This window comes from Dyadobacter fanqingshengii (assembly GCF_023822005.2).
In the GTDB taxonomy this organism is placed as follows: domain Bacteria; phylum Bacteroidota; class Bacteroidia; order Cytophagales; family Spirosomataceae; genus Dyadobacter; species Dyadobacter fanqingshengii.
Genome location: NZ_CP098806.1, coordinates 5,072,424 through 5,096,881 on the forward strand (window position 1 = coordinate 5,072,424; position 24,458 = coordinate 5,096,881).

Annotated in this window: 22 protein-coding genes; 15 read left to right on the top strand and 7 right to left on the bottom strand. The window is 45.4% G+C overall.

Annotated features, from left to right (window positions below; translation table 11 throughout):
* The first annotated feature begins 65 nt into the window (after positions 1 to 65).
* The 6 genes from NFI81_RS21260 (at position 66) to NFI81_RS21285 (ending at position 6,878) form a co-directional block, all read left to right on the top strand.
* On the top strand, positions 66 to 395 hold the full coding sequence (locus tag NFI81_RS21260) for a DUF3467 domain-containing protein (protein ID WP_234615124.1): 330 nt from the start codon (positions 66 to 68) through the stop codon (positions 393 to 395).
* Positions 396 to 535: 140 nt separating this feature from the next.
* A complete protein-coding gene (locus NFI81_RS21265) occupies positions 536 to 997 on the top strand; it encodes a (2Fe-2S)-binding protein (protein ID WP_234615123.1) in 462 nt (153 codons plus the stop codon).
* Between the two features lie 2 nt (positions 998 to 999).
* Positions 1,000 to 3,144: a xanthine dehydrogenase family protein molybdopterin-binding subunit gene (locus tag NFI81_RS21270; RefSeq protein WP_234615122.1), complete on the top strand. Its 2,145-nt coding sequence runs from the start codon at positions 1,000 to 1,002 to the stop codon at positions 3,142 to 3,144.
* A 104-nt stretch (positions 3,145 to 3,248) separates the two neighbouring features.
* Positions 3,249 to 4,214 (top strand): aldose epimerase family protein, encoded by a 966-nt coding sequence (locus NFI81_RS21275; RefSeq protein WP_234615121.1) that lies wholly within the window; start codon positions 3,249 to 3,251, stop codon positions 4,212 to 4,214.
* Positions 4,215 to 4,257: 43 nt separating this feature from the next.
* Positions 4,258 to 6,198: a KUP/HAK/KT family potassium transporter gene (locus NFI81_RS21280; RefSeq protein ID WP_234615120.1), complete on the top strand. Its 1,941-nt coding sequence runs from the start codon at positions 4,258 to 4,260 to the stop codon at positions 6,196 to 6,198.
* A gap of 284 nt (positions 6,199 to 6,482) precedes the next feature.
* Complete coding sequence (locus tag NFI81_RS21285) at positions 6,483 to 6,878, top strand: hypothetical protein (protein ID WP_234615119.1); 396 nt, start codon at positions 6,483 to 6,485, stop codon at positions 6,876 to 6,878.
* Positions 6,879 to 6,981: 103 nt separating this feature from the next.
* Here the strand turns inward: NFI81_RS21285 and NFI81_RS21290 are convergent, their stop codons facing one another.
* The gene (locus tag NFI81_RS21290) at positions 6,982 to 7,230 is read right to left on the bottom strand and encodes a hypothetical protein (protein ID WP_234615118.1); all 249 of its coding nucleotides are present in this window, start codon (positions 7,228 to 7,230) and stop codon (positions 6,982 to 6,984) included.
* A 268-nt stretch (positions 7,231 to 7,498) separates the two neighbouring features.
* Here NFI81_RS21290 and NFI81_RS21295 point away from each other — a divergent pair, with 268 nt between their 5' ends.
* Complete coding sequence (locus NFI81_RS21295) at positions 7,499 to 7,810, top strand: hypothetical protein (protein ID WP_234615117.1); 312 nt, start codon at positions 7,499 to 7,501, stop codon at positions 7,808 to 7,810.
* A gap of 86 nt (positions 7,811 to 7,896) precedes the next feature.
* Here NFI81_RS21295 and NFI81_RS21300 read toward each other — a convergent pair whose 3' ends face one another.
* Positions 7,897 to 9,195: a YihY/virulence factor BrkB family protein gene (locus NFI81_RS21300; RefSeq protein WP_234615116.1), complete on the bottom strand. Its 1,299-nt coding sequence runs from the start codon at positions 9,193 to 9,195 to the stop codon at positions 7,897 to 7,899.
* 127 nt (positions 9,196 to 9,322) lie between these two features.
* Here NFI81_RS21300 and NFI81_RS21305 point away from each other — a divergent pair, with 127 nt between their 5' ends.
* Positions 9,323 to 9,685, top strand: a complete 363-nt coding sequence (locus tag NFI81_RS21305) for a hypothetical protein (RefSeq protein WP_234615115.1) — start codon at positions 9,323 to 9,325, stop codon at positions 9,683 to 9,685.
* Positions 9,686 to 9,739: 54 nt separating this feature from the next.
* On the opposite strand, the gene NFI81_RS21310 is transcribed toward NFI81_RS21305, so the two are convergent.
* Positions 9,740 to 10,795: an SDR family oxidoreductase gene (locus NFI81_RS21310; protein ID WP_234615114.1), complete on the bottom strand. Its 1,056-nt coding sequence runs from the start codon at positions 10,793 to 10,795 to the stop codon at positions 9,740 to 9,742.
* A gap of 94 nt (positions 10,796 to 10,889) precedes the next feature.
* Here NFI81_RS21310 and NFI81_RS21315 point away from each other — a divergent pair, with 94 nt between their 5' ends.
* Positions 10,890 to 11,738 (top strand): AraC family transcriptional regulator, encoded by an 849-nt coding sequence (locus NFI81_RS21315; RefSeq protein ID WP_234615113.1) that lies wholly within the window; start codon positions 10,890 to 10,892, stop codon positions 11,736 to 11,738.
* Here the strand turns inward: NFI81_RS21315 and NFI81_RS21320 are convergent.
* Positions 11,735 to 12,751: a LacI family DNA-binding transcriptional regulator gene (locus NFI81_RS21320; RefSeq protein ID WP_234615112.1), complete on the bottom strand. Its 1,017-nt coding sequence runs from the start codon at positions 12,749 to 12,751 to the stop codon at positions 11,735 to 11,737. The genes NFI81_RS21315 and NFI81_RS21320 overlap by 4 nt on opposite strands.
* Before the next feature lie 93 nt (positions 12,752 to 12,844).
* On the opposite strand from NFI81_RS21320, the gene NFI81_RS21325 reads away from it, so the two are divergent.
* The 4 genes from NFI81_RS21325 to NFI81_RS21340 all read left to right on the top strand — a co-directional run bounded on the left by NFI81_RS21325 (position 12,845) and on the right by NFI81_RS21340 (position 17,674).
* Positions 12,845 to 14,260, top strand: coding sequence for a Gfo/Idh/MocA family protein (locus tag NFI81_RS21325; RefSeq protein WP_234615111.1), 1,416 nt, complete (start codon positions 12,845 to 12,847; stop codon positions 14,258 to 14,260).
* Positions 14,261 to 14,295: 35 nt separating this feature from the next.
* On the top strand, positions 14,296 to 15,045 hold the full coding sequence (locus tag NFI81_RS21330; RefSeq protein WP_234615110.1) for a glucosamine-6-phosphate deaminase: 750 nt from the start codon (positions 14,296 to 14,298) through the stop codon (positions 15,043 to 15,045).
* 12 nt (positions 15,046 to 15,057) lie between these two features.
* On the top strand, positions 15,058 to 16,359 hold the full coding sequence (locus NFI81_RS21335; protein WP_234615109.1) for an alpha/beta hydrolase family protein: 1,302 nt from the start codon (positions 15,058 to 15,060) through the stop codon (positions 16,357 to 16,359).
* Positions 16,360 to 16,459: 100 nt separating this feature from the next.
* Positions 16,460 to 17,674, top strand: coding sequence for a Gfo/Idh/MocA family protein (locus tag NFI81_RS21340; protein WP_234615108.1), 1,215 nt, complete (start codon positions 16,460 to 16,462; stop codon positions 17,672 to 17,674).
* A gap of 58 nt (positions 17,675 to 17,732) precedes the next feature.
* Here NFI81_RS21340 and NFI81_RS21345 read toward each other — a convergent pair whose 3' ends face one another.
* Together NFI81_RS21345 and NFI81_RS21350 are read right to left on the bottom strand one after the other, a co-directional pair.
* Positions 17,733 to 18,443 (bottom strand): LytR/AlgR family response regulator transcription factor, encoded by a 711-nt coding sequence (locus tag NFI81_RS21345; RefSeq protein WP_234615107.1) that lies wholly within the window; start codon positions 18,441 to 18,443, stop codon positions 17,733 to 17,735.
* A 24-nt stretch (positions 18,444 to 18,467) separates the two neighbouring features.
* Positions 18,468 to 19,508 carry a sensor histidine kinase gene (locus NFI81_RS21350; RefSeq protein WP_234615106.1) on the bottom strand — a complete coding sequence of 347 codons (1,041 nt, stop codon included), beginning with the start codon at positions 19,506 to 19,508 and terminating at the stop codon, positions 18,468 to 18,470.
* Positions 19,509 to 19,757: 249 nt separating this feature from the next.
* Between NFI81_RS21350 and NFI81_RS21355 the strand changes: the two genes are divergently transcribed.
* Together NFI81_RS21355 and NFI81_RS21360 are read left to right on the top strand one after the other, a co-directional pair.
* Entirely contained in the window at positions 19,758 to 21,980 is a 2,223-nt protein-coding gene (locus NFI81_RS21355) for an outer membrane beta-barrel protein (protein WP_234615105.1), read from the top strand.
* A gap of 209 nt (positions 21,981 to 22,189) precedes the next feature.
* Positions 22,190 to 23,656, top strand: a complete 1,467-nt coding sequence (locus NFI81_RS21360; RefSeq protein ID WP_234615104.1) for a Gfo/Idh/MocA family protein — start codon at positions 22,190 to 22,192, stop codon at positions 23,654 to 23,656.
* Positions 23,657 to 23,714: 58 nt separating this feature from the next.
* On the opposite strand, the gene NFI81_RS21365 is transcribed toward NFI81_RS21360, so the two are convergent.
* On the bottom strand, positions 23,715 to 24,440 hold the full coding sequence (locus NFI81_RS21365) for an NUDIX hydrolase (RefSeq protein ID WP_234615366.1): 726 nt from the start codon (positions 24,438 to 24,440) through the stop codon (positions 23,715 to 23,717).
* Between the last annotated feature and the right edge of the window lie 18 nt (positions 24,441 to 24,458).

Consider the following 24,458-nt stretch of genomic DNA (forward strand, 5'->3'; position numbering starts at 1 on the left):
TTTAGTAATTTCCGCAGAGATAATCAATTGCTGCCAAACGCCTCGGCACTCATAAAAACCAACCGATGGAAGACGACAATAAAGAAACAGAACAACAGATTAACGTAGAATTATCAGAAGAAATGGCAGAAGGGGTTTACTCGAATCTGGCCATGATCGCGCATTCAAACAGCGAATTCATCCTTGATTTTATTCGCTTGATGCCCGGTGTTCCGCGCGCAAAAGTGAAAGCGCGAATCATCATCACACCGGAACATGCAAAACGCCTGATATCAGCGCTGATGGACAACATTCAAAAATACGAGGATCAATACGGACCCATTCAAAGCACGCAGGATAACGAGCCGTCTTTCAATTTTCCAATCAGTTTTGGAGGCCCGGGCGGCGAAGCATAAACATTTGAATGTAGCACTTATGGACTTATTCTAATAAGCGATTTAACTTTAAGTTGCTAATAGTCACCATACATATGACATTTTTTGTAACTTCGGTTTCTGCATAAGTAACAAATATTTCCGAACCCAATCAATTCACCATGGCGTTATTCAAACTTTCAATTAACAACCGTGCCTATGATGCGGATGTCGAGCGCGACACTCCGTTGTTATGGGTGCTCCGGGACAACCTCGGCCTCGTAGGCACTAAGTACGGCTGCGGGATTGCACAATGCGGTGCATGCACCGTCCACGTTGACGGAAAAGCAGTTCGCTCCTGCGTGCTTCCGGTTTCCGCTGTTGGAAAGGCAAAAGTTACTACGATAGAAGGTCTTTCAGAAAAAGGAGATCATCCGGTGCAGCAAGCCTGGGATGAAGTGGATGTAGCACAATGTGGTTATTGCCAGGCAGGCCAGATCATGACTGCTGCGGCATTGTTGAAAGAAAAGCCAAAACCTACGGACGAAGAAATCGTTTCCACCATGAGCGGCAACATTTGCCGTTGCGGCACTTACCACCGGATTCGCGAGGCAGTCAAAGTAGCAGCAACCAAAACTAACTGACCATGCAGACATTAGAACAAACTTCGAGGCGCGATTTCATGAAAATTGCCGCAGCTGCAAGTGGTGGGCTGTTTTTGGGTTTCAATTGGACCAATTCTTCTGCATTGCCTGTCGTTGTTGATGCCAAAAGCATTGCAGCCGGATCGATCAATTTCAACAGTTATCTTTCTATTGGCACGGATAACATTATCACCATTGTTTCTCCAAACCCGGAAATCGGGCAGGGGATTAAAACAGCCTTTCCAATGGTGGTGGCTGAGGAGCTCGATGCAGATTGGAAACAAGTGAAAACCGTTCAGGGGAATCTTGATACCGGTATTTTTGAAAGACAGGTTACCGGCGGAAGCGGCGCCGTTCCACATTCGTGGGAACGTCTTCGCAAAGCTGGTGCAACCGCGCGCCATCTTCTGGTAGAAGCTGCGGCAGCCAAATGGAATGTTCCTGCTGCTGAGCTAACCACAGAAAATGGTAAGGTTTTACATAAAGCTTCCAGCAAATCGGCTACTTATGGAGAACTGGCGGAAGCAGCATCCAAGCTGACCGCGCCAACGGAAGTTAAATTAAAAGATGAAAAAGACTTCAAACTGATCGGGCAATCTGTTCGTAATGTTGATAACCATAATATAGCAACAGGTAAGCCACTTTTCGGACTGGATTTTTATAAGGAAGGAATGCTATTCGCTTTAATCCAAAGACCAAAAGCATTTGGATTGAAACTAAAATCGGTAGACTCAGCAGCAGCGAAGGCAATGCCCGGGATTGTTGACGTCGTAACATTTGAAAACAGTGTTGCAGTTGTTGGGAAATCCACCTGGCAGGTTAAGAAAGCCAAAGACGCATTGAAGATTGAATATGAGAAAGTTGCCGAGCTGGAAAGCACAGCAGACCATAATCGCATTTTCACCCAATTAATGGACAACGGTGAGGCAACGGTCAGGCGTAAGGATGGAGATGTAGAAGCAGCATTTAAAGGCGCAGCAAAGGTCATTAAAGCCGAATACCAATGTCCATTCCTGCCGCATAGCCCATTGGAACCCATGAATTTCTTTGCACACGTACGGGAAGATGGCGTTGAACTGGTGGGACCTACGCAAACACCCGAGCGCGCCCGCACGGAAGTTGCCAAACTCACCGGCATTGCACCGGAAAAAATCACAGTCGAAATCACGCGCCAAGGCGGAGGTTTCGGTCGCAGGCTTTCAGCGGATTTCGTAATCGAAGCAGCACATGTTTCAAAACTCGTCAAAGCACCCGTTAAAGTAGTTTGGACGCGTGAAGACGATATGACCGGCGGCACCTATCGCCCCGCAGTGCGTTACCGCTTCGAAGCAGCATTGGACAAAAGCGGAACCTTGATCGGCTACAAATTACGTGGTGTAGGCATGAATGCAGGCAACTCCACCCGCGAAGACAATTTCCCTTCCGGATCTGTGGATAACTTGCTCATAGACTCGGTTGAGCATAAATCACCCATTACAACAGGCCCTTGGCGCGCTCCGATCACCAATTTCCTTGCTTATGCTGAACAATCCTTCCTGGATGAAGTTGCAGAAGCCGCGGGAAAGGATCCGGTTGCATTCAGGTTGGAATTGCTTGAAAAAGCCAAAAAGTCACCTGTTAATGCGATTAAATACGATGTGGACAGAATGATCGCGGTGATCAAGCTGGCGGCTGAAAAAAGCAACTGGGGCAAAAAGAAAGGCGTTTACCAGGGTTTCAGCGTTTACTTCTCGCACAGGTCGTACGTAGCGCAAGTAGGGGAGATTGTAATGCAAAAAGGCAAGCCTGTATTGAAAAACGTAATTGCAGCAGTAGATTGCGGCATTGTGATTAACCAGAGCGGTTCATTGCAGCAGGTTAGGGGCGGTGTTGTGGATGGTCTGGGCCATGCGATGTATGGTAACATGACGTTTAAAGACGGCGCGCCGGACCAAAGCAACTTCAATGGGTTCCGCCTGATCAGGATGAACGAAATCCCGGAAGTTGACGTCCATTTTGTCAATAACGGCATTTCTCCCACAGGTTTGGGTGAACCGGCGTTACCGCCTGCCGGTGGCGCAATGGCCAATGCATTCTATAAGGCAACCAAACAAAGGCTGCGTAATCAGCCATTTGTGAACGAAGAGGTTTTTAAAGGCATATCTTAGTTTTTTGCATTAATAATATATTTCAGGCAGTAAGAAAAAATGTCCAGTTGCATTTTTATCTTACTGTCTTTTATTTAGTCCCAAATCATTCCTGACCCGTTAACATGAAGAAAGTCATACTACTCATTGCGTCTATATGCTTGTTCATTACCGCTTTTCGGCTCGCGGATTTTCCTGAGGCTAAAATTTCAAATGGCATCATCAATGCTAAGCTGCTCCTGCCCGACGGTAATGCAGGCTATTATCGCGGTACGCGTTTCGATTGGGCTGGCCAGGTCGAGAGCCTTGACTATAAAGGACATTCCTATTTTGGGCAATGGAACAGCACATACGATCCCAAATTACATGATGCCATTATGGGGCCGGTCGAGGAATTTGTAGCATTGGATTTCGATGCAGTGAAGCCGGGCGAAACATTTGTTAAAATTGGCGTAGGTGTTTTGGTAAAACCCGATGACAAGAAATACGCATTTGCAACCAATTATGAAGTTAAAGATGCAGGCAAATGGACCGTCGACAAGAAAAGCGATCAGGTAACATTCACACATACGCTCAAAGACGCGACTGGCTATGGCTATGTGTACAAAAAAACACTGAAATTGGTGAAGGGAAAACCGCAGCTGGTTTTAGAACACAGCCTTAAAAATACCGGCTCGAAGGAAATCAAAACGAGTACTTACAATCACAATTTTTTCATGATTGATAAAGAGCCAACGAATGAAAATATCAGGGTCGTATTTCCTTTTGATGTGAGCGGTGAAGGAGCCGGTTTTGGAACAATCATTCATGCGAAAGACAAAACGCTCAGCTATGCCAGACCTGTTGTGAATGGTGATCAGGTGTTTAGCAGCGGTTTGCAAGGCTTTGGCCCAACCGCAAAAGATTATGACATCCGCATTGAGAACATTAAAACGTCCGCTGGTGTTAGAATAACTGGCGACAAACCCTTGCAAAAGCTGGTTTATTGGGCCAATCCAACCACTTCCTGTCCAGAACCGTACATTGAGATCGGTGCGAAGCCAGGAGAAGAAACAAAATGGAATGTTAATTATGAATTCTACACATTTTAATCCCGCCGAATTTTAATTTCGCACACTTCATTGAAAACATTAAATGGGATCGCATAAACATCTTGATAAGGCCTCGGCTGCCGGGCTTCTTGTTGCATTAGGAATTATTTTTGGAGATATCGGCACCTCGCCGCTCTATGTAATGCAAGCCATAATCGGCAAAGAAATGATTTCGACAGAAGTTGTTTACGGCGCCGTTTCCTGCATTTTCTGGACGCTTACGCTGCAAACGACTTTGAAGTATGTGATTCTGATCCTCCGGGCAGATAACAAAGGTGAAGGAGGGATTCTGGCGTTGTATGCATTAGTACGCAAAAATGCCCGCTGGCTCACGGTTCCGGCCATTATTGGTGCCAGCACATTGCTGGCTGACGGCATTATTACGCCGCCCATTTCCGTATCATCTGCCGTGGAAGGATTGCAAATCCTTTATCCGAGTATCCAGACCATCCCGATCGTAATTGGCATCCTTACGCTGCTTTTCATCATTCAGATATTTGGTACAACCATTGTGGGCCGTGCATTTGGTCCCGTAATGATGATCTGGTTTGTGATGCTTGCAGTTTTGGGCGTACATCAGGTTGTGGGCCACATGGAGATTTTAAAATCCCTGAACCCTTACTACGGTTATCAGCTGTTAGCGAACCATCCTGGCGGATTCTGGATGCTTGGGGCCGTATTTCTTTGTACAACGGGTGCCGAAGCATTGTATAGCGATCTTGGTCACTGCGGACGAGGCAACATTCGAATCAGTTGGATTTTTGTAAAAACCTGTTTAATCCTGAATTATTTCGGACAGGGCGCATGGTTAATTGCCCACTCAGGCACATATCTGGATGGCAAGAAGCCATTCTACGAAATTATGCCCGACTGGTGGTTGCTGCCAGGGATCGCCATAGCCACGATGGCAACGGTTATTGCCAGCCAAGCCTTAATAAGTGGTTCATTTACATTGATTTCAGAAGCGATCCGGCTCAATTTCTGGCCGAAAGTACGATTGGTATATCCGAGTGATCAGAAAGGCCAGCTTTACGTACCGAGCGTCAACTGGCTCTTGTGGGCCGGTTGTGTTGGGATCGTCCTTTATTTCAAGGAATCGTCGCACATGGAAGCCGCTTATGGACTTGCCATTACGATGACGATGATCATGACCACCATATTAATGTCGGTGTATTTATATGTCAATAAGGTGCCGAAATGGATACTGGTGATCTTTGTTGTTATTTATCTGGCGATTGAAGGCGCTTTTCTGGCTGCTAACCTGCTCAAATTTACACACGGCGGCTGGGTATCGCTATTGCTCGCAGCAATCATTGGTCTTGTGATCACAGTCTGGCTGAAAGCCTATTTCATAAAACTGCGACTTACAGAATTCGAAAGTCTGGAAAAATACATCGGCCCTTTACGCGAACTGAGCAATGATATCAGCATTCCGAAATATTCTACCCATTTGATTTTCATGTCCAACGCGTCGCATGAATCGGAAATTGAAAACAAGATCATTTACTCTATTTTTTACAAGCGCCCCAAGCGAGCGGATATTTATTGGTTTGTTCACGTAGAAACAACCGATGAACCTTATACGATGGACTATCACGTGAACATCATGGCCGAGGATGACGTGATCAAGGTAACATTCAGATTGGGTTTCCGGATCGAACAGCGCATTAATCTCTTCTTTCGTAAGGTGGTTGAAGATATGGTGGCCAACAAAGAGGTAGATATTACCAGCCGCTACGAATCTTTAAACCGCCAGAACATTACCGGCGACTTCCGGTTCATCGTTCTGGAACGTTATCTAGCACTTGAAAACAACCTGCCTTTTACAGAGGAGGTGATTATGAAGATCTACTTTGCCATCAAAAGCATTACAACTTCGGAAGACAAGTGGTTTGGACTGGATAGCAGTGCTGTCAAAGTTGAGAAAGTGCCTCTGGTTCTTACGCCGGGTGAAAAGATCCGCATGAAAAGGATTTATAGCTAGCAATCGTTAAATAGAATTATTTCATATTAAAAAGTGCCTAATTTTTATTCCAACATTCACATAATTAGAATTTTGGGTAAGACAATGCGCATTTTGTGGATAAGTGATTTATAACGAATAAGATACCACCATCAGTCGTCAACGTGGATACCAAAAAAATGCCTCTCATTTGGCCTAAACAAACAATCAGAGAAATCTGTATGTAGCGCTGAAATTATCGCTTTCAGGAATAGTTTTGGATGTAACTGAATGTATCAGAACATCAACAACTAAAAGAACTGAAAATGAGAACTTTAAGAACATTAACTATAATAGCTGCGCTGGCCGTTTCGGCCGCTGGCTACGCGCAGACAGTCCCAACAACGCCTACGTCGCCAACACAGCCACAGAGCGTGCCGACGCAGGATCCGACAACCACAACCCCAGCGTCGACCAATCCGACAACCGAGAAGAAGGCCGAATTCAACTCGCCGCAATCGCCCGTAAGGCCATCCAATACGCCTTCGGAAGACACACTTATAAAGGATCAGCAAACTTCAGGCGCAGTAATAAAGGATTCCCTTATGCCTGCGACTGACAAAAAAGCAGAGAGAATGAACCGCAGAAAAAACAAAAAAGCTGCAAATGAGGCGGAATCAAGCTCAACAGAGATTGCTACCGACCCCAATAAAAAACCATAATCATCAGCATTTCTGAAAACCAAAATGCCCGGAATTTCTGTTCCGGGCATTTTAATTCACGCAGCAATCGCTTTATGGTCAGAAAACGAATCACATTGTAGACTCAATAATGTGCAACTTCGGGTACTGCCGGTTCAAGTTCCGATTCGAGAAAAGGTTGGGTGACCACAGCCTTGTTTTCATTCACCCATGTGCACCAAACTTTTCCGTTGTAAGCTCTTTTCATTATAGGCGTTGAGTTTCCGTTGGCATAAAATACAGTTTCTACAATCTGATATTCGTCAACTTGCATAATCCGGGATCCGTTTTTCTCCTTCACCCAGTCGTCCTTCATATAGTTTAATGTGACCATAGGTTTATGTGTTTACAAGTTGGCTGGTTTAAATTTTTGTGCCAAAAATTTAAATTATTCGGTGCCGTAAACATGAGATTTTAAAATATAGTATAAATACGTAGAATGAATTGTACAAAATGGACTGGCAAAAGTTTCATACAGATTTTTTTTGCAAAAAATTCACTAAACGTATATACCATTAGATCCATTTTTGTGCCTGTAACGTATATGGGCTCGTCAATGATATTATTTAAACATATTTTTGGATAATCTAAATTTGATAGTTATGAAACAGGGAAGAAACAGAAAAACAGTTTTGTCTTTAAGTAATGAGACCTTCAAACATTACCTGTTACTCCGTTATGTAAATGATTCGGCCGACCCTAAGTGGAAGCGGTTGAGTTTTGTTTCAACAGAATTAATATCCCCGGAGATCTGGATCCAGCTTCACAGCTACGCGCGTGCCGACGTGGAAAGCCAGGGCGGCCGGCTCATTGGGTACGAATTAGTAGATGAAAAGCTGGTAAGGCACGATAGCATTAATTCAAATGCTTGGCCTGCAAACTGGATGTGGGTAATTCAAAAGAGAGATAATTAATAAATATGCAGCACTTCAACTTCATCTATTACTAATAAAGGGACCTGCAAGAGTCCCTTTATTTATGATTGGAGTGTGATATATGTCTATTCTTTGCTTTTAGCCTGCACCATTTTAGCGATCATTTTCCTGATGGATTCGAGCAGTTTTTCCCGGAAAATAAAGCAGAGCGATAATAGCACCAATGTGAAACCAAGCAAGACCACAAACCCAAGATAATCGCTATGGAACGCATTGTTTAGAAAATGCCCCAGCAAAACAACGACCGTGATCACAATCATAAATACGATGACAGCCGCAAAAGCATAATAGGAAAAAGGCGCAGTTACTTCTGCAATTCTAGCCTTAATCTCGGCTCGGATGGCATTCAATTTGTCATCGATAAATTTGGTAACAGAATCCATCATTTTGTGCGTAACCTCTTTTGGGCTGAATGTGTGGGCGTCCGCCTCTTTTATTAGTTCGTCGGGCTTTTCCAGTTCAACTTCTTTTCTTACCATTAATACAGCGTGCTCATTGGGCGATATGCCAACGCCATCCGTTTTTGCATAAACTTTTGTGAATTCAGCTCCAAAATATAAGATGATGGATGAATAGTAGACCCAGGTCAGCAGAATCACAATGGAAGCCGATGCGCCGTAAGTTGCGCCAAGGTCCTGTTTGCCCAAATAGAAGCTGATCCCGAATTTGCCGATAGCGAAAAGTACGGCAGTGAACGCAGCTCCAACGATGCATTCCTTCCAGCGCACATGGCCATCGGGCAATATTTTAAATATGACTGAGAAAAGCGCAGTAATGATGGCCATCACCACGACCACATTCAACACGGAGAAAAAGATGACAGACACCTCTGAAAAGTAACGCTCCAGCCGCGAACTCATTAGGTCGACCAATGTATTTACACCCAGTGATACAATGAGCAGAAAACCCAGTGTGATAATAATAGAAAAGGAAAGCAGCCTGTTTTTTAGATATTGCAGCCATCCTTTCTTCGGTTTTGACTTGATAGACCATATATAATTGATAGAATCCTGAATTTCTGCAAAAACCCCCGTCGCACCAATCAGCAGCGTCACAATCCCGACTGTTGCAGCAATGCCCGATTTATTGGAGAGTTCTGCATTTTTGATCAGTTCTTGCAACTGAGTAGCAGCGTCCTTGCCAACAAGCCCGCTTATTTGCCCAAAAAGTTCGCCCTGGAATGCTTCCTTACCGAAGACAATGCTCACGATAGAAATGATCACCAGGAGCATGGGAGCCAAAGAAAATATGGTATAGTAGGATAGTGCTGCGCTTAATTTGAGGCAGTTGTCTTCCATAAATTCAGAAAAGCTATCCTTGAAAAGAGCCAATACGAATTTTGGACGTGATGTAGTCGTGTTCATTGCAAAAACGTGCTATGTGTTAAACGCCTACCCTTGATAAATTTCCATGCCAGTCAACGAGCCGGGCGTTGCGGGTATGATTTTTAAAGAAACGACCATTTAAATTCATCAACCAATAATTCAGATCATGAAAAAGTTATTAGCAAGTTTCATATTCGTGTTTGCCGTTTCTTCCGCTGTTTATGCGCAAACGACCACGCAGTCTACCAATCCGAAGCAGCAGGGGACCGCAACAGCAGACAGCAGCAAAGCAGGTGGTAAAAATGAGGGAACAGATACGCAGGGAACAACCCAGGGCGCAAATCATGAAGTAGGAAACGCTAAGGCAACGCAACCAGGCAAAGCCGGACAGGTCAATGGTTCCAATGCAACTGGCGGAACGGGTAAGGAAGGCAACCAGGCCAAAGGCAAACCCAATGCTACCAAATTAAACAAGGGTGATGCTTTGCTGAATAAAGATGATAAGTCATCGCCTAAGAAGAAAGATTAATCAGCACTAACATTTAAAAAATTAGTCTGCTCAATAATGGGCAGACTAATTTTTTTATGGGATCACTTTCTTGTTTTTCAATTCATCAAAAATCCGGACGAACATGTCCTCCGTATCCACGTATTCATGAAAGCCAAACCGCCGTGCTTTTGACCCGTCTGCAAACATGTCATAATCCCATGAAAAAACGAAATCACTGAAAGTCCAGGAAGACACTTCGCTGTACGCATGAGCTGTTAGCCCGTATTTCTGAGTTATATTTTTCCAAAGCGCCTCCTTATCGGCCATAACGGCAGCCAGAGACATGGGTAATGGTGGTGCAACCTCCATTCCGAAATAGCGGGCAATTTTTGGCCACATATCATCCCACCGGAATAGATCCCCATTATTTACATTAAATGCCTGTTTCGCACATTTCGCGTCCGTTGCCGCCCAGACCGTTGCTTTTACCAGGAGCGTTGCATCGGTCATTTCCAATAATGAATGATAAGCACCCGTTTTTCCGGGAAAGCGGAGCGGCAAATTGTATTCTTTGGAAATGGAGGCATACACCGCAATGGCTACGGCCAGGTTCATAGGGTTCCCCAGCGCAACGCCTCCTACAACCGAAGGCCGGATCGCCGACCAGGTCCAGCGTTTGCCTTTTTGAGCTGCTTCAAGAAAATTTTGCTGATCCACATTAAATTCCGGAGGCATATGGCCCGCGTCATCTTCTTTCGCAGGCGTTTTGAACGGGCCCAAATGTGCTCCATAAACCTTATAACCCTGCATTAAACTCACGTGTTCCAACTTTGGCGACACATTTTCAATCACCTGCACCAGGTTCGTGAGCATGGCAAGATTAGGCGCCACAAGCTCTGCCCAGGTTGGCCGGTCTTGATAAGCTGCGTAAAAAACGTGTGTAACATTTGAAAGATCAGCGAGTTTGGCCGTTACATCAGCCTTATCCGTGAGGTCAACAGAAATGTAGGAAATGTTTTCTGTTGGCTCTCCGCCTCTCCTGGATAGCCCAATGATGTCCCAATCGGGAAGGGTCGATAAATAATGAATGAGGTTTTCGCCGATAATGCCGTTTGCTCCGGCAACGAGTGCTGTTTTTACATTTTTCATGGTTTGTTGTTTTCGTTTTTGATAAAGCAAAGTTATCGCACGTGTGCAGGGAGAAGCTTGTATATTTGTATGGTTTGTTGGTAATTATTGATGTATGAAAAGGTATTTTCAGCACGAGTTTCTGAAAGTTTCCCACTTTGCGGCCAGCCATTGGGAACATCCTGTGCACAACCATAATCATTTCGAAATTATATTTGTACATAAAGGAAAGGGCTTGCATTGTGTTTCAGGGACATATATTCCCTATGATGGGGCAAATTTGTTTCTGTTGGCACCCTGCGATTATCACAGGTTTGAAATTGAGGAAGAGACTGAATTTACGTTCGTAAAATTCAGCTATACTTATTTAAAAAGCATTGAGAATATACAAGCGGTTGATAGCTGGAATAAGGATATGGATCAATTGCTGATCCACGCGCAAAACCGATCCAGACCTTTACTACAAACGGATTCTGAAAAACAGAAAGCGGACAGCCTGATGCGGCTCATTGCGCAGGAGTGGAAAGACGATAAAAATGAGGGAAATGAAACCATTTTCTTCCTGATTCAGGCCATTCTTGCGACCATCAAGCGCAATCTGATGCCCGGCCTCACGGGATCAGGGCAAAAGCATGTAGAGAAAATTAACCGCGTCATTCAATATATCCACGAGCATATTTATTCGGTTGAAAAAACGCAAGCAGCGCATTTGGCCGACATTTTTGGCTTTTCAAAGCATTATTTTGGATTGTTTTTTAAGGAGCAAACGGGCTTCACCCTGCGGGAATACATTGCGCAAAACAAGCTGCATTTAATTGAAAACCGGCTGAAATACAGCTCATTTTCGATTAAGGAAATTAGTAATGAGCTGGGATTTACGGATCTGAGCCATTTTAATAAATTTGTGAAGCAGCACCGCGGATACACACCTTCCGAATTCCGTGGCAAACTGACGAAGCCCTAGCTGCGCGAAGTAGATTCCCGTACGATCAGCTCACCGGAAAGCACAACTTCCTCACCGGTAAAATTGGTCTTCTTAATGTGAGTAAGCAGCAATTCGCAGCTTTTTCGGCCAATTTCAAAAGCGGGCTCGGCCACAGTTGATAATGTGGGAGAAATGATCTCACAAATCGGATCATTGGTAAAACCGATAACACCCACTTCCGCCCCGATCCGGATATTTTTACGCTTCAAGGCCACTATTGCGCCAATCGCTTTCCGATCGTTCACAGCGAAAATAGCGTCGGGCCATTTCGGATTTTCTGTAAACAGTTGTGCAACATCCGATTCGCCGTCTTTTTGGGAAAATCCTGAATAAACCACCCAATCATTATCAAAAGCAAGGTTATGGTCGCGCAATGCGTGCTGGTAGCCACGGAGCCGGTTTTCGGTCAGGAAAACGCCTTTCGGCCCTGTGATATGCGCTATTTTCTGATAACCTTGTTCAATGAGATGATTGACAGCCTGATACGCGCCATTATAATCATCTTGCATCACTTTTGAAATATGGATCTCCTCGGGTACGCGGTCGAAAAACACGACCGGCAGCCCGTCGTCGATCAATTCCTGGAAATGTTTGCAAGCGTCGGAAGGGGAGGAAACACACGCCAGCAAACCATCCAGACTACTCAGCGATAGATCATGAACGATCTTCTTTTCCAGTTCGGGTGAATCATTGGTAATGTATAAAATGATGTTATAACCCTTACTCTGAGCCACTTCCTGAATGCCGGTGATGACCGTCGAAAAGTAATAATTGGTAATGGCCGGAATAATCACGCCGATCTTATGTGTGCTGCTTTTCACCAAGCCCATTGCATTGAAATTAGGCTTATAATGCATTTCCTCGGCTTTTTCCAGCACCAACTTGCGCGTTTGCGGGCTCACATCATAGGCATCCCGCAACGCCCTGGAAACCGTGGCAACGGATATGCCGAGTGCTTTTGCAATGTCTTTAATGGTGGCAAACCTGCGCATATTTTCCGATAACGTTCTCGTTAATAATTAATTCGAATGTTCAGGATAGCTAATCGAGTTATCGTAAAATTGTAAGTATATCAAACTAAACCCATGAAAAAAAGAGATTTCCTCAAACTCACCGGATTAAGCGGCATTGGATTGCTGAATGCCGGTTACGCAAACGCTAGCCCGCTCGATCTGGCCTCAAAGACTATTCCGTCTGCTCCAAAATTCAACATGAGCGGTTATGCAGCACCCAAAATCGAAACGGTTCGCATTGGTTACATCGGACTCGGCAACAGAGGCGGCGGAGCTATTCAGCGAATCAAAAAGCTTGAAAATGTACAGGTAACCGCCCTTTGCGACATTAGAACAGAAAAAGCGGAGGCTGCAAAAAAGACTTTTGAAGGCACAGGCCACAATCCCAAAGTGTATTCGGGAACAGCCGACGCCTGGAAAAAAATGTGTGAACAGGAAAATCTTGACCTCATATACATATGCACGCCGTGGAGCCTGCACGCGCCTATGGCCATTCACGCGATGGAACATGGCAAGCACGCAGCCGTGGAAATCCCCGCCGCGGTAACAGTTGACGAATGCTGGAAACTGGTTGAAATATCAGAGAAAACAAAGAAGCATTGCATGATGCTCGAAAACTGCTGCTACGATTTTTTTGAATTGCTAACCCTTAATATGGCCCGACAAGGCTATTTTGGCGAAATCATTCACGCCGAGGGTGCTTATATCCACGACATTTACGATTCATTTTTTGACAAATCCAAACGCTTCGATCTCTGGCGGTTGAAGGAGAACCAGCGCAATGGCAACCTCTATCCGACGCACGGATTAGGGCCTGTGGCTCAGATCCTGGACATTAACCGGGGCGATAAAATGGATTACCTCGTAAGTATGGCCAGCAACGACTTCATGCTGCAAGCACGCGCGGAAAAGCTGGCCGCCGAAGATCCTGAATTCAAACAATTCAAAGGAAAGACATTTCGTGGCAACATGAACACAACCACGATCCGCACTGCCAAAGGCAAAACGATCATGCTGCAGCACGACGTAACTTCCCCGCGCGTTTATTCCCGATTGCATGTGATCAGCGGCACAAAAGGGTCGGCTCAAAAATATCCATTACCCGAAGGTCCGGCCGGAACACCGGAAGGACGCATTGCGCAGGGGCATGAATGGCTCAAAGACGCGGAATTCAAAGCATTGGAACAAGAATACCAGCCGGAAATAGTCAAAAGAATTGGCGAGCTGGCAAAGAAAGTTGGCGGTCACGGCGGTATGGATTTCCTGATGGACTGGCGCCTGATCGATTGCCTCAGAAACGGCTTGCCGCTCGATCAGGACGTGTACGACGCGGCTTCATGGAGTGTCATCGCGCCATTGAGCGAATGGTCCGTTGCCCACCGTTCTAATTCCATCGACATTCCCGATTTCACTTCCGGCGCCTGGAAATCCAATAAGCCCGTGGACATTGCCCTTTCGCAAGGTGGAAATACGGGCGTGAAATCGTAATTTTTTTAATAAATATTAATCAAGATCAGATTGTAATGAAAGTTGTTATTTCGGATACAAAGCACGAGTTGGGAGTTAAGGCTGCAACGCTTGCGGCAGAATTGATCCGCAAAACCATCGCAGAAAAAGGTTTTGTAAACATTATTCTGGCCACAGGAACCAGCCAGTTTCAAACTTTGGAACAATTAATAAAAGAAGAAAATATCGATTGGGGCAAGGTGACCATGTTCCACCTCGACGAATTCATAGATTTGCCATTGGCACACGCTGCAAGTTTCAGGAAATATCTGAAAGAGCGCTTTTTGGATAAAGTTCCTCCATTAAAAGCCGTTCATCTGATCAATGGCGAGGGTAACATTGAAGCCGAAATTGCGAATCTGAACAGCATTATCAGCCAGCATCCGATTGATGTTGCGTTGGTGGGTGTAGGAGAAAACGGGCATCTTGCATTCAACGATCCGCCGGCGGATTTTGAAAATGAAAACCCATATCACGTCGTAAACCTGGACGAACCTTGCCGCATGCAGCAAATGGGCGAGGGCTGGTTTGGATCACTGGACGAAGTTCCGTTGCAGGCGATCAGCATGACGGTGAAGCAGATTATGAAGTCTAAATACATTGTCTGCTCCGTGCCGGACGAGCGTAAGGCGCTGGCTGTCAGGAATAGTTTGTTGCAAGAAGTGAGTAACATTTATCCGGCAAGCATTTTACAAAACCACGCGCATTGCACATTTTTTCTTGATAAAAATTCCGCATCCCTGCTGCCAGAAAAAGTGGTTGCTTAAACTAAAAACAACATGAAACCCGAAGATCCGGAAGAAAACAATGATAGGCGGGAATTTTTAAAAACGTCATTGACTGCGATGGCAATTCCTTTTAGTTTTAATGTTGATGCAATTTCAAATTTTATCCCAATGGAAAATATGGTTTCTGAAAACGCGCAATTACCGGACAAAAGCATTATCGGCGATTATGGAAGCTGGGCAGCCTCCTTGCTGAAACCCGTTCCGCCGCTGTCGTTCAGGGATACCAAATGGAAAGATCTGACCGCCTGGAAAAAGGAAGCCTACGCGAAAGCTCAGGAATTGATCGCCAGTCCGCCCAAATCGCCTTTGCCAAAAGTTACTGTTAATAAAAAATACATTTACGACGGTCTGGAAATCGAGGAAATTTCTTGGCAACTGCCATATGGGCACAAAACGCAGGCCGTGGTGTTGAAGCCGCAAGGCGCCACTAAGCCGCTTCCTGCGATCCTGGGCCTGCATGATCACGCCGGGAAAAAGTATTTTGGATACAGAAAAATCGTCAAAACATCCGACGATCAGCATCCGCTTTTGGTGGAGCATCAGGCCACCGATTATAGCGGAAAGGCGTGGGCCAATGAAGTCGCGAAGCGCGGCTATGTGGTGATGGTGCATGACGCATTTACATTTGGCAGCAGGCGCGTCAGGTTTGAAGATGTCCAGGGACTGAATTGGGGTGAGGTAGATACGGCCGGCAAATCGGATCAGGATCCTGAGAAAAAGGAAAACATTGACGCCTATAATGAATGGTCAAGTGCGCATGAGCATGTGATGTCGAAGTCACTTTTCAGTGCAGGAACAACGTGGCCGGGAGTTTTTCTGGCCGAGGATCAGGTCGCGCTGGATATCCTGGAACAGCGTAAGGACGTGGATCCGCAACGTATAGGGTGTGGCGGATTATCCGGCGGGGGCTTGCGAACCGTTTATTTGGGCGGAATGGATCCGCGTGTGAAATGTGCAGTATGCGTCGGTTTCATGACGACCTGGACGGATCTGGTTTTAAACAAATCGGTAACCCACACCTGGATGACTTATACGCCGCTTTTACCAAAGTATTTAGAATTTCCAGAAATCCTTGGATTGCGAGTGCCACTGCCAACATTAGTTCAAAACAACAATCAGGACGAGCTTTACACACTTCCCGAGATGAAAAAGGCGGATCAGGTTTTGGGTGATGTTTATAAAAAAGCAGGCGCGCAGGATAAATATCTGGCCAAATTCTACGACGGCGAACACAAGTTTGACGCCGCTATGCAAAAAGACGCATTCGAATGGTTTGATAAGTGGCTCAAATAGTCGAAAACATTCAAAAATCTCGCACCGTTATCATTACATATGAAATCGCAAAAATTGTTTACATTTACGGGCACGTGCCCGTAACCAAAATGTTTCAACTATGGCAGCTCCATCCACTTCCCGCAGACAATTTATTTCAACAGGATTAACCGCAGCAGCAGGCTTGTCGGTCATCGCCAATCCGCTTTTCGCAGCGCGACCAAAAGCTGCGGATAAAATTCGTCTGGGCATTATAGGAACAGGTTCGCGGGGAGCTGGCTTATGCACATTGATCAGGGAAATGCCCGAAATCGCGCTCGTTGCATGCTGCGACACCATTCCTGAAAACCTGCAGAAAGGGTTGAGCCTGGCAGAAAAAGGAGCCAAAGGTTACTCCGATTATCGCAAGTTGCTTGAAGACAAAACCCTGGACGCGGTGATCATTGCCACGCCACTTTATTTGCATTATCCCATGGCTGTTGCCGCCATACAAGCTGGAAAGCACATTTATCTGGAAAAATCAATGACTTACGACATTCCGCAGGCGATTGATCTGGTCAAAAAGGTGCGGGATTCGAAACTGGTTTTTCAAATTGGCTATCAGTATCGCTATTATGGTTTGTATCACCGGGTGAAGGAAATTATAAAGGAAAACTGGCTGGGGAAAATCACGCATTTTGAATGTCAGTATAACCGCAATTCCAACTGGCGTTTTCCGGTAAAAGATCCGAAAATGGAGCGTCAGATCAACTGGAGAATGTATCGCGAATATTGCGGCGGCCCGCTTTCGGAGCTTTGCGCGCATGAAATTGATGTGGTAAATTATCTGGTAGACAGCCATCCAACGAAAGTGGTTGGTCTCGGTAGCATTAATTATTGGAAAGATGGCCGCGATACTTACGATAACATCAGAACTATTTACGATTATCCAGGCGGCGTGAAAGCCAGCGTCACATCCGTGCTTTCCAATGCTTATAATGGTTACAGTATCAGGATTTTAGGTGATAAGGCAACCGTGGAAATCCTGCGTGACAAAGCCTACATCTACGCTGAATCCACCAACAATGCCAAAGGGACCGTGGACGGCGTTACAGGCGCAACATTGGCCGTGACCACGCAGGGAAAAGGCGTGGAAGTGGCTTATGGAAAACCCGGCGAGGAAAGTCTCGAACCGACGGTTTACGCGTTGCAGGATTTTATAGCATGCATTAAGGACAAAAAACGACCCATTTCCAACGTCGAAACCGGCCGTGACGGCTCCATAGCGATCCATATGGGCAATGCAGCGGCGGATACGGAAACTGTGCAGATCTGGAAGCCCGAATATTCCGTCTGAGCATGCGGCCATTGCGCTATAAAAACATTTTGCTTGCAGGCTTGGCCATTCTTACAAATCACAGCCCGATGCTCTTTAAAAAACCCTCCCGGTAATTTTGTCCTATCGGGATTTCTGTTCCGTTGATAAACACGCGATTTCCTTCAATATGGCTGATTTTGGCCTTATTAATGATGAAAGAACGGTGAATGCGGGGAAACAATGTTGCCGGCATAAGCTCTTCAAAGCTCGAAAAGGTCATGGCTGGCAAAAGTGTATGTTGGGCCGTGACGATTTTGGTATAATTTCCATTGGCTTCGGCATATAGCAGCTCGTCGTGTTGAATTTTGTAAATCTTGTCGCCGGCTTTGATGAAAATATAATCGGTTGTTTTATCATGATACGCCTCTGCGGCCGGCCTGGGCGGCTCCTGCAAATGTTCCAGCGCCTTATCCACGGCAATGATGAAGCGTTCCAGCGAAAATGGTTTGAGTAAATAATCACAAGCCGCTAAGTCGAAAGCATCTACGGCGTGCTCTTTATAAGCGGTTGTAAAAATGACTTCCGGTGGTTTTTTAAGCGTTTTCAGGAATGCGATCCCGTCCATAACCGGCATATTAATGTCCAGAAACAGGATATCCACTTTTTGCTGCTGCATAACCGCTTTCGCCTGCAATGCATTGCCGCATAAGCCCACCACTTCCAGATTGTCCAGATGCCCGCAATAGGTTTTCAGGATATCCCGCGCAATGGGTTCGTCGTCAACAATGAGGCAATTGAATTTTTGCATGAATTGATTTCCTAAGAATACATTTTACCTGGTTTTTAACCTCAAAACAACCTGATAAACAGTCTCTTCGTTTTTGATAGCGAGTTCATGTTCATGGGGATAAAGCAATTCCAGTCGCTTATTTACGCTTGCAAGCCCGAATCCGCTGTGCTTTTCCACAACAGATATCTTTTTTTCGCGCTTATCATGGGAGTTCCTAATAGAGAAAAGGATCAAATCTTCCCATGTTTTTAATTCAATGGAAATGTAGATCTTTTCGTCAGCCGTATTTTTCGAATGCTTGAATGCATTTTCAATAAAAACGATTAGTAGCATAGGGGCGATCTTCATGTCCGAACTGGTAATTTCCTCAAAATTTGTTGTCAGGACGAGCCTGTCGCCAATCCGGATCTTTTCGAATTCAATGTAATTATGAATGTAGATGAGCTCGTCTTTTAGCGGAACAAACACCTCATTGGCTTCATAAACAGAATATCTGAGTAGGTCCGAAAGCTTCAAAAGCAGCGGTGGAATGCGCTCATGCTGCGTGAGCGACAAGCCGTATAAATTATTCAATGTATTAAACAAAAAATGCGGACTCAGCTGTGATTGGAGCAAATGGAGCTCACTTTTGTTGTGCTCCGCCGCCGCCCGCGCCTCTTTTAACTGGTTTTGCGTAACACTACGCGCCAGCTTAATGAGCATTCCCAATGCTAAGCCACTCAGCAAAAAAGGGACCCAGTATAAAAGCAAATTCAGCGGGCCGTAGTCTTCGTTGAGATATTCGGCGTGCACAAACAGGAATACGATACTGCCAAATGTGATAACAGAGAGCGTAATAAGCACTTCGTTGGAGATCGTTTTGTATTTCGAAGCCCACAATTGCCCGAAATGCCTGCCCATGAAGATGCAAATAATAAGGCAAGCCGTTGCCGCAGCCGCCACAGCTTCATCATTATTTGTCCCGACTGCATTTGCAAAAGCATCAGCAGCCAGCCAAATAGGCCCAGCCGCGATCGCCGCCAACAAATAGTAAATGTTAGTGCGCACAAATTGCACAAGTTGATGTTCAGCTAACTGCTTCATGGCTCACTCCGTTTTTTATCCATTTTATGTGCCGCAAATGTGCTTAACCGCTTCAATTTAAAGAACTATTCGGGTCATACACTGCCTGGCTCGTGACGAAATGCCCGTTCGTTTGGTCGAATTGGTTTGACCTGTCAAAAATGGGTTCTATCAGTAAAAAGTGCTTGTCCGACAAGCGTGTTTCCGTCCGGTTTATGCTTCGCCAATATTTGACCCATTCAAATTGATTTAGCCATAAAACCAGAAAAGATGAAAACGTCCAGCTTGCTCTTGTTTATCACATTGCTTACAATGCCTGCAATGGCCCAAACGCCTGCAACCCAAAACCCGCCAGCCGAAAAAGCGCCGGAAAAGGCCAAAGATATCAATTTGAATGAGGTGATCATTACGAAAAAGAAGCCGCTGATTGTCCAGGAAATTGATAAAACCGTTGTCAATGTAGAATCAATGATCAGCGCGGCCGCCAGCAATACTTTGGAAGTTTTGGAAAAAACGCCGGGCATTTCCATCAACAGCAACGGTGAGATCAGCCTCAATGGCCGTAGCGGTGTGTTGGTGCTGATCGACGGGAAAAACACTTACTTATCCGGGCAGGATCTTGCGGCTTATCTGAAATCTTTACCGGGGGGCAACCTGGACAAGATCGAGCTTATTGACAATCCATCTGCGAAGTACGACGCGTCGGGCAATGCAATCATTAATATCAGGCTGAAAAAGAACAGGATAGGAGGACTTACAGGCAGCGTTTCCCTGGGTGCTTCGCTTGGCAGATACGCCCGGAACAATGATGCGGTTAACTTAAATTACAATCACAAAAAACTGAACCTGTTTGCAAACCTGGGCTATAATGAAGAGAAAAATTATCGCGAAGACCATTTCGACAGACGCTTTTTCAGTGAAGGCGGCGCATTGATCTCGACGGTTGATCTGCAAAATAATTTAGTTTACAAAGACCGGGGTTTCAACGCCAATATCGGGATGGATTATGCGGCAACCGCAAAGACGGTGTACGGTTTCATCTTCAATGTAAATAAGGGAAGGAGAAATGGTGTGTTTAATTATGAAAGCAATGATTTTGATGCAAAAAATAGGCTGGAACGCACCGGAGAAGGCGATACGCGTGCCAAAGACACCCGGACAAACTTGGGTTTCAACTTCAATTTGCAGCATAAATTTGATAGTAAAGGCAAAGAGCTTTCAGCGGACATTAACTATTTGAATTATAACTCCAATGGAAACCAGGCTTTGCAGAACTTCACTTACGCGCCGGAAGGGGCGTTAATCGGACAGGAAACGTTCCGTTACGTCATCCCGGCCGGCATCGACATTTACACAGCCAAAGCGGACTATGTACATCCACTGAAAAACAAAGCGAGAATTGAAGCGGGTTTCAAATCCAGCATCGTGGACAATGATAACCTGAACAAATTTTACAATGTGAGGGGCGCTGAGGAAACGATTGATAACAGGCAATCCAATCATTTTAAATACCATGAAAATATCAATGCTGTGTATTTAAATAGCCAGAAATCGTGGAAACGACTGGGTGTTCAAATAGGCTTACGCGCTGAAAATACATTGGTCAGAGGCAATCAGCTGGGGAATGACGAAGTTCGCGGGAGTAGTTTTACCAAAAACTATACCGGACTATTCCCGAGCGCGTACATAAGTTATAAATTGGATACGCTGGGCAAAAACACATTGGGCTTAATGGCCGTGAGACGGATCACCCGCCCGAACTATCAGCTGCTTAATCCTTTCGTTTTTTACCGCGACCAGTATTCGTACACATCAGGAAACCCGATGCTTAACCCGCAATATCAGAGCCGGATAGAGCTTAAATTTCAGCATAAGCAGTTCCTGAACATGGGTTTGAGTTACAACACATTTTCGGACCTCATTTTCCAGACTACGGAGGCGGTTAATGACATTTTTACAACGAGGCCTAAGAATATTGCAGGCGGATTTATGCTATTGCTAAACACAACCGTGTCCACTTCTCCTACCAAATGGTGGTATTTAAATTATACTGCGCGTCTTTCTAAAATTGGTATGAATGGCCGGGTTTATACTGAAAACCTGCATTTTGATGTGAACATTCTGCGCCTGGAAATAAACAATTACTTCACGATCAGCCCAAGTTGGAATGCTGAGCTGGGCGGTTATTACGCCAGTCGTGACATGAACGGACAGACATTAACCAAAGGAATGTACCGGGTGAATGGTGCCGTTCAGAAAAAGATCTGGAAAGGGAAAGGTAGCCTGCGCGTTGCATTCGACGATATCTTTCATTCCTGGATTTATAATAACCGATCATTAAGCCTCAAACAATCGGAATATTTTCAAACCAGTGAATCGGACACCCAGCGTATCAGTTTCGCAATGACCTATCGTTTTGGCAAAGAAACCTTCGCGCGCAAACGCCGGCACAATAACAATGCATCGGATGAGGAGAAAGGAAGAATTGAATGAATTAAAAAGCCTGATCGCGGGTCAGTTTATTATTTGATTATCCAATGGTCTTAACGGACCGTTTTGGAGTAGAATGATTGCAGCAGGAAACGGCCGGATTATTTTGAGTAAATTATGAAAATAACCTGCTTAACAAAATAATAGGTGTGTGAAGAATGTTGAATAAACACTGAATTTTCTGCTAGCAAAAGCACTAAACCAAAACCCAGATGGAAAAGAAGAGTACAACAAGTGAAAAGTCAAGCTCTTCCAGGAGAGACTTTGTCAAAGCGGCAGGTGTGACCGCAGCCGGTTTTATGATTGTCCCAAGGCACGTGCTGGGTGGAAAAGGCTTTACAGCTCCCAGTGATAAATTGATTGTGGCCGGTGTCGGAGTAGGTGGCAAAGGCACATCGGATCTTGCCAATTTTGCAAAAAGCGGGAAAGCAGACATTGCTTATCTGTGCGATGTGGACGACCGCCGCGCTGCAACGAGCATTGCCAATTATCCCAAAGCAAAATATTATAAGGATTTCCGCGAAATGTTTGAAAAGGAATCCAAAAACTTTGATGCGGTTTCTGTTTCAACACCAGACCATACGCACGCGGTGGTAGCCATGGCCGCCATGCAGCTGGGCAAGCACGTGTATGTGCAAAAACCAATGACGCACGACATTTACGAAGCAAGAAAACTGACCGAAGCAGCCGCGAAATATAAAGTGGTGACCCAAATGGGCAACCAGGGTTCATCCGGCGACGGCGTAAGAACATTGCACGAATGGTATGACGCAGGCATTATTGGCGATGTAGACACCGTTTATATCTGGACCAACCGGCCGATCTGGCCACAAGGCATTCCCTGGCCATCGGAAAAACCGGCAGTTCCCAAAGAACTCGATTGGGATCTCTGGCTGGGAACCGCTCCTAAAAAAGATTACGTAGACAATCTGATCCCCGGAAGCTGGAGAGGATGGTGGGATTATGGAACAGGCGCATTGGGCGATTTGGGTTGCCACTTGATGGAAGCCCCATTCCGCGTCCTTGGCTTGAAATATGCAACTGATATGCAGGCCAGTGTAGGCAGTGTTTTTACAGCATTTGGCAAAAGAGGCGTTTTCCCGGACAGCTGCCCACCATCAAGCCACGCAACCTTAACTTTCCCCAAAACAGCCAAAACCAAAGGCCCGGTAACCATGCACTGGATGGATGGCGGCATCAAACCGGAACGCCCTGAAGAGCTCGGGCCGAATGAATTGTTCGGAGACGGCAACAGCGGTATTTTGTTTGTGGGTTCAAAAGGCAAGATGATGGCCAGCGAATATGCTGCTAATCCTCGCTTGCTGCCATTGAGCAAAATGGAGGAAGTGAAAGTAAAACAAAAATTCGCCCGCGTACCAGGAAGCGCCGATGGCCACTATGCGCAATGGGTAGAAGGCTGTATCGCAGGTTATGGGAAAATGGAGTTAAGCTCACCATTCGAGCTGGCAGGCCCATTGACCGAAGCGATCCTGGGGGCCAACCTGGCAATCCGCGGTGCAGATATGCCAAAGGCGAGAGAGGATGGAAAAGGTTTTACGTATCCGGGAAGCAATATGAAAATGCTTTGGGATGCTCAAAATATGAAGGTGACCAACTTCGACGAGGTGAACCAATTCGTCCGCCGCAACTATCGGGACGGTTGGAGCTTGGGAGTTTAAAATTAAGACTATACTTTGCCAAAATAGCCGTGACAATTATCACGGCTATTTTTATGCACTAACCCTTCCTACGATACAAATACGGCGCCTTGTTGGCTGCTCCGGTAAACTTCTTTTCCAAACGTTCCAGCACATTCAAATCCAGGATCTTCTTCTGAAAATTGTTTCTGGCAAAAGGCTTGTCGTAGATGGTTTCGTAAAGCTCCTGCACGTCTTTCATGGTAAATGTTTCGGGCAGGAGGTTAAAGGCGATCAGCTTTTCATCGAGATTGAACCGCAGTGCAGCTAATGCCTTTTCTACGATTTCATTGTGGTCAATGATCATGTCAGGCAGTTCTTTAATGTTATACCAGCCGATTGACGAGTCAAGATCCGTTTTTTCGGGAACGACCTGGTTCAGATCCACGAGTGCGTAATAGCCAATGGAAACAAATCTCCTTGTAAACCAGTCGAATTCCTTCCCATGCTGCCCGTTTTCACTAAGGAGCTCAGGATTAAGCTTAATAAGCTTGTTTATGAATAGGAGGCTGTTTCTGGCGGCTTTACCAAAAATGTAAAACTGGTCGAGATATATTTCGCTGATGCCCGTTCGCTGTTGAAGTATGCGGTTTGCAGCCGCGTCAATGTCTTCATCCTGCGAAACGAACCCACCTGGTAATGCCCAGAAATCGCCGTTAAAATTGAGCTTAGGCACTAATACTTTCAACTGTTTGTCGTGGTAACCGAATATCACACAGTCGATGGACAGCTGTTGAATGTAATTCTGTTCACTGGGATTACGCATCATGTAGGTTTAGGATAT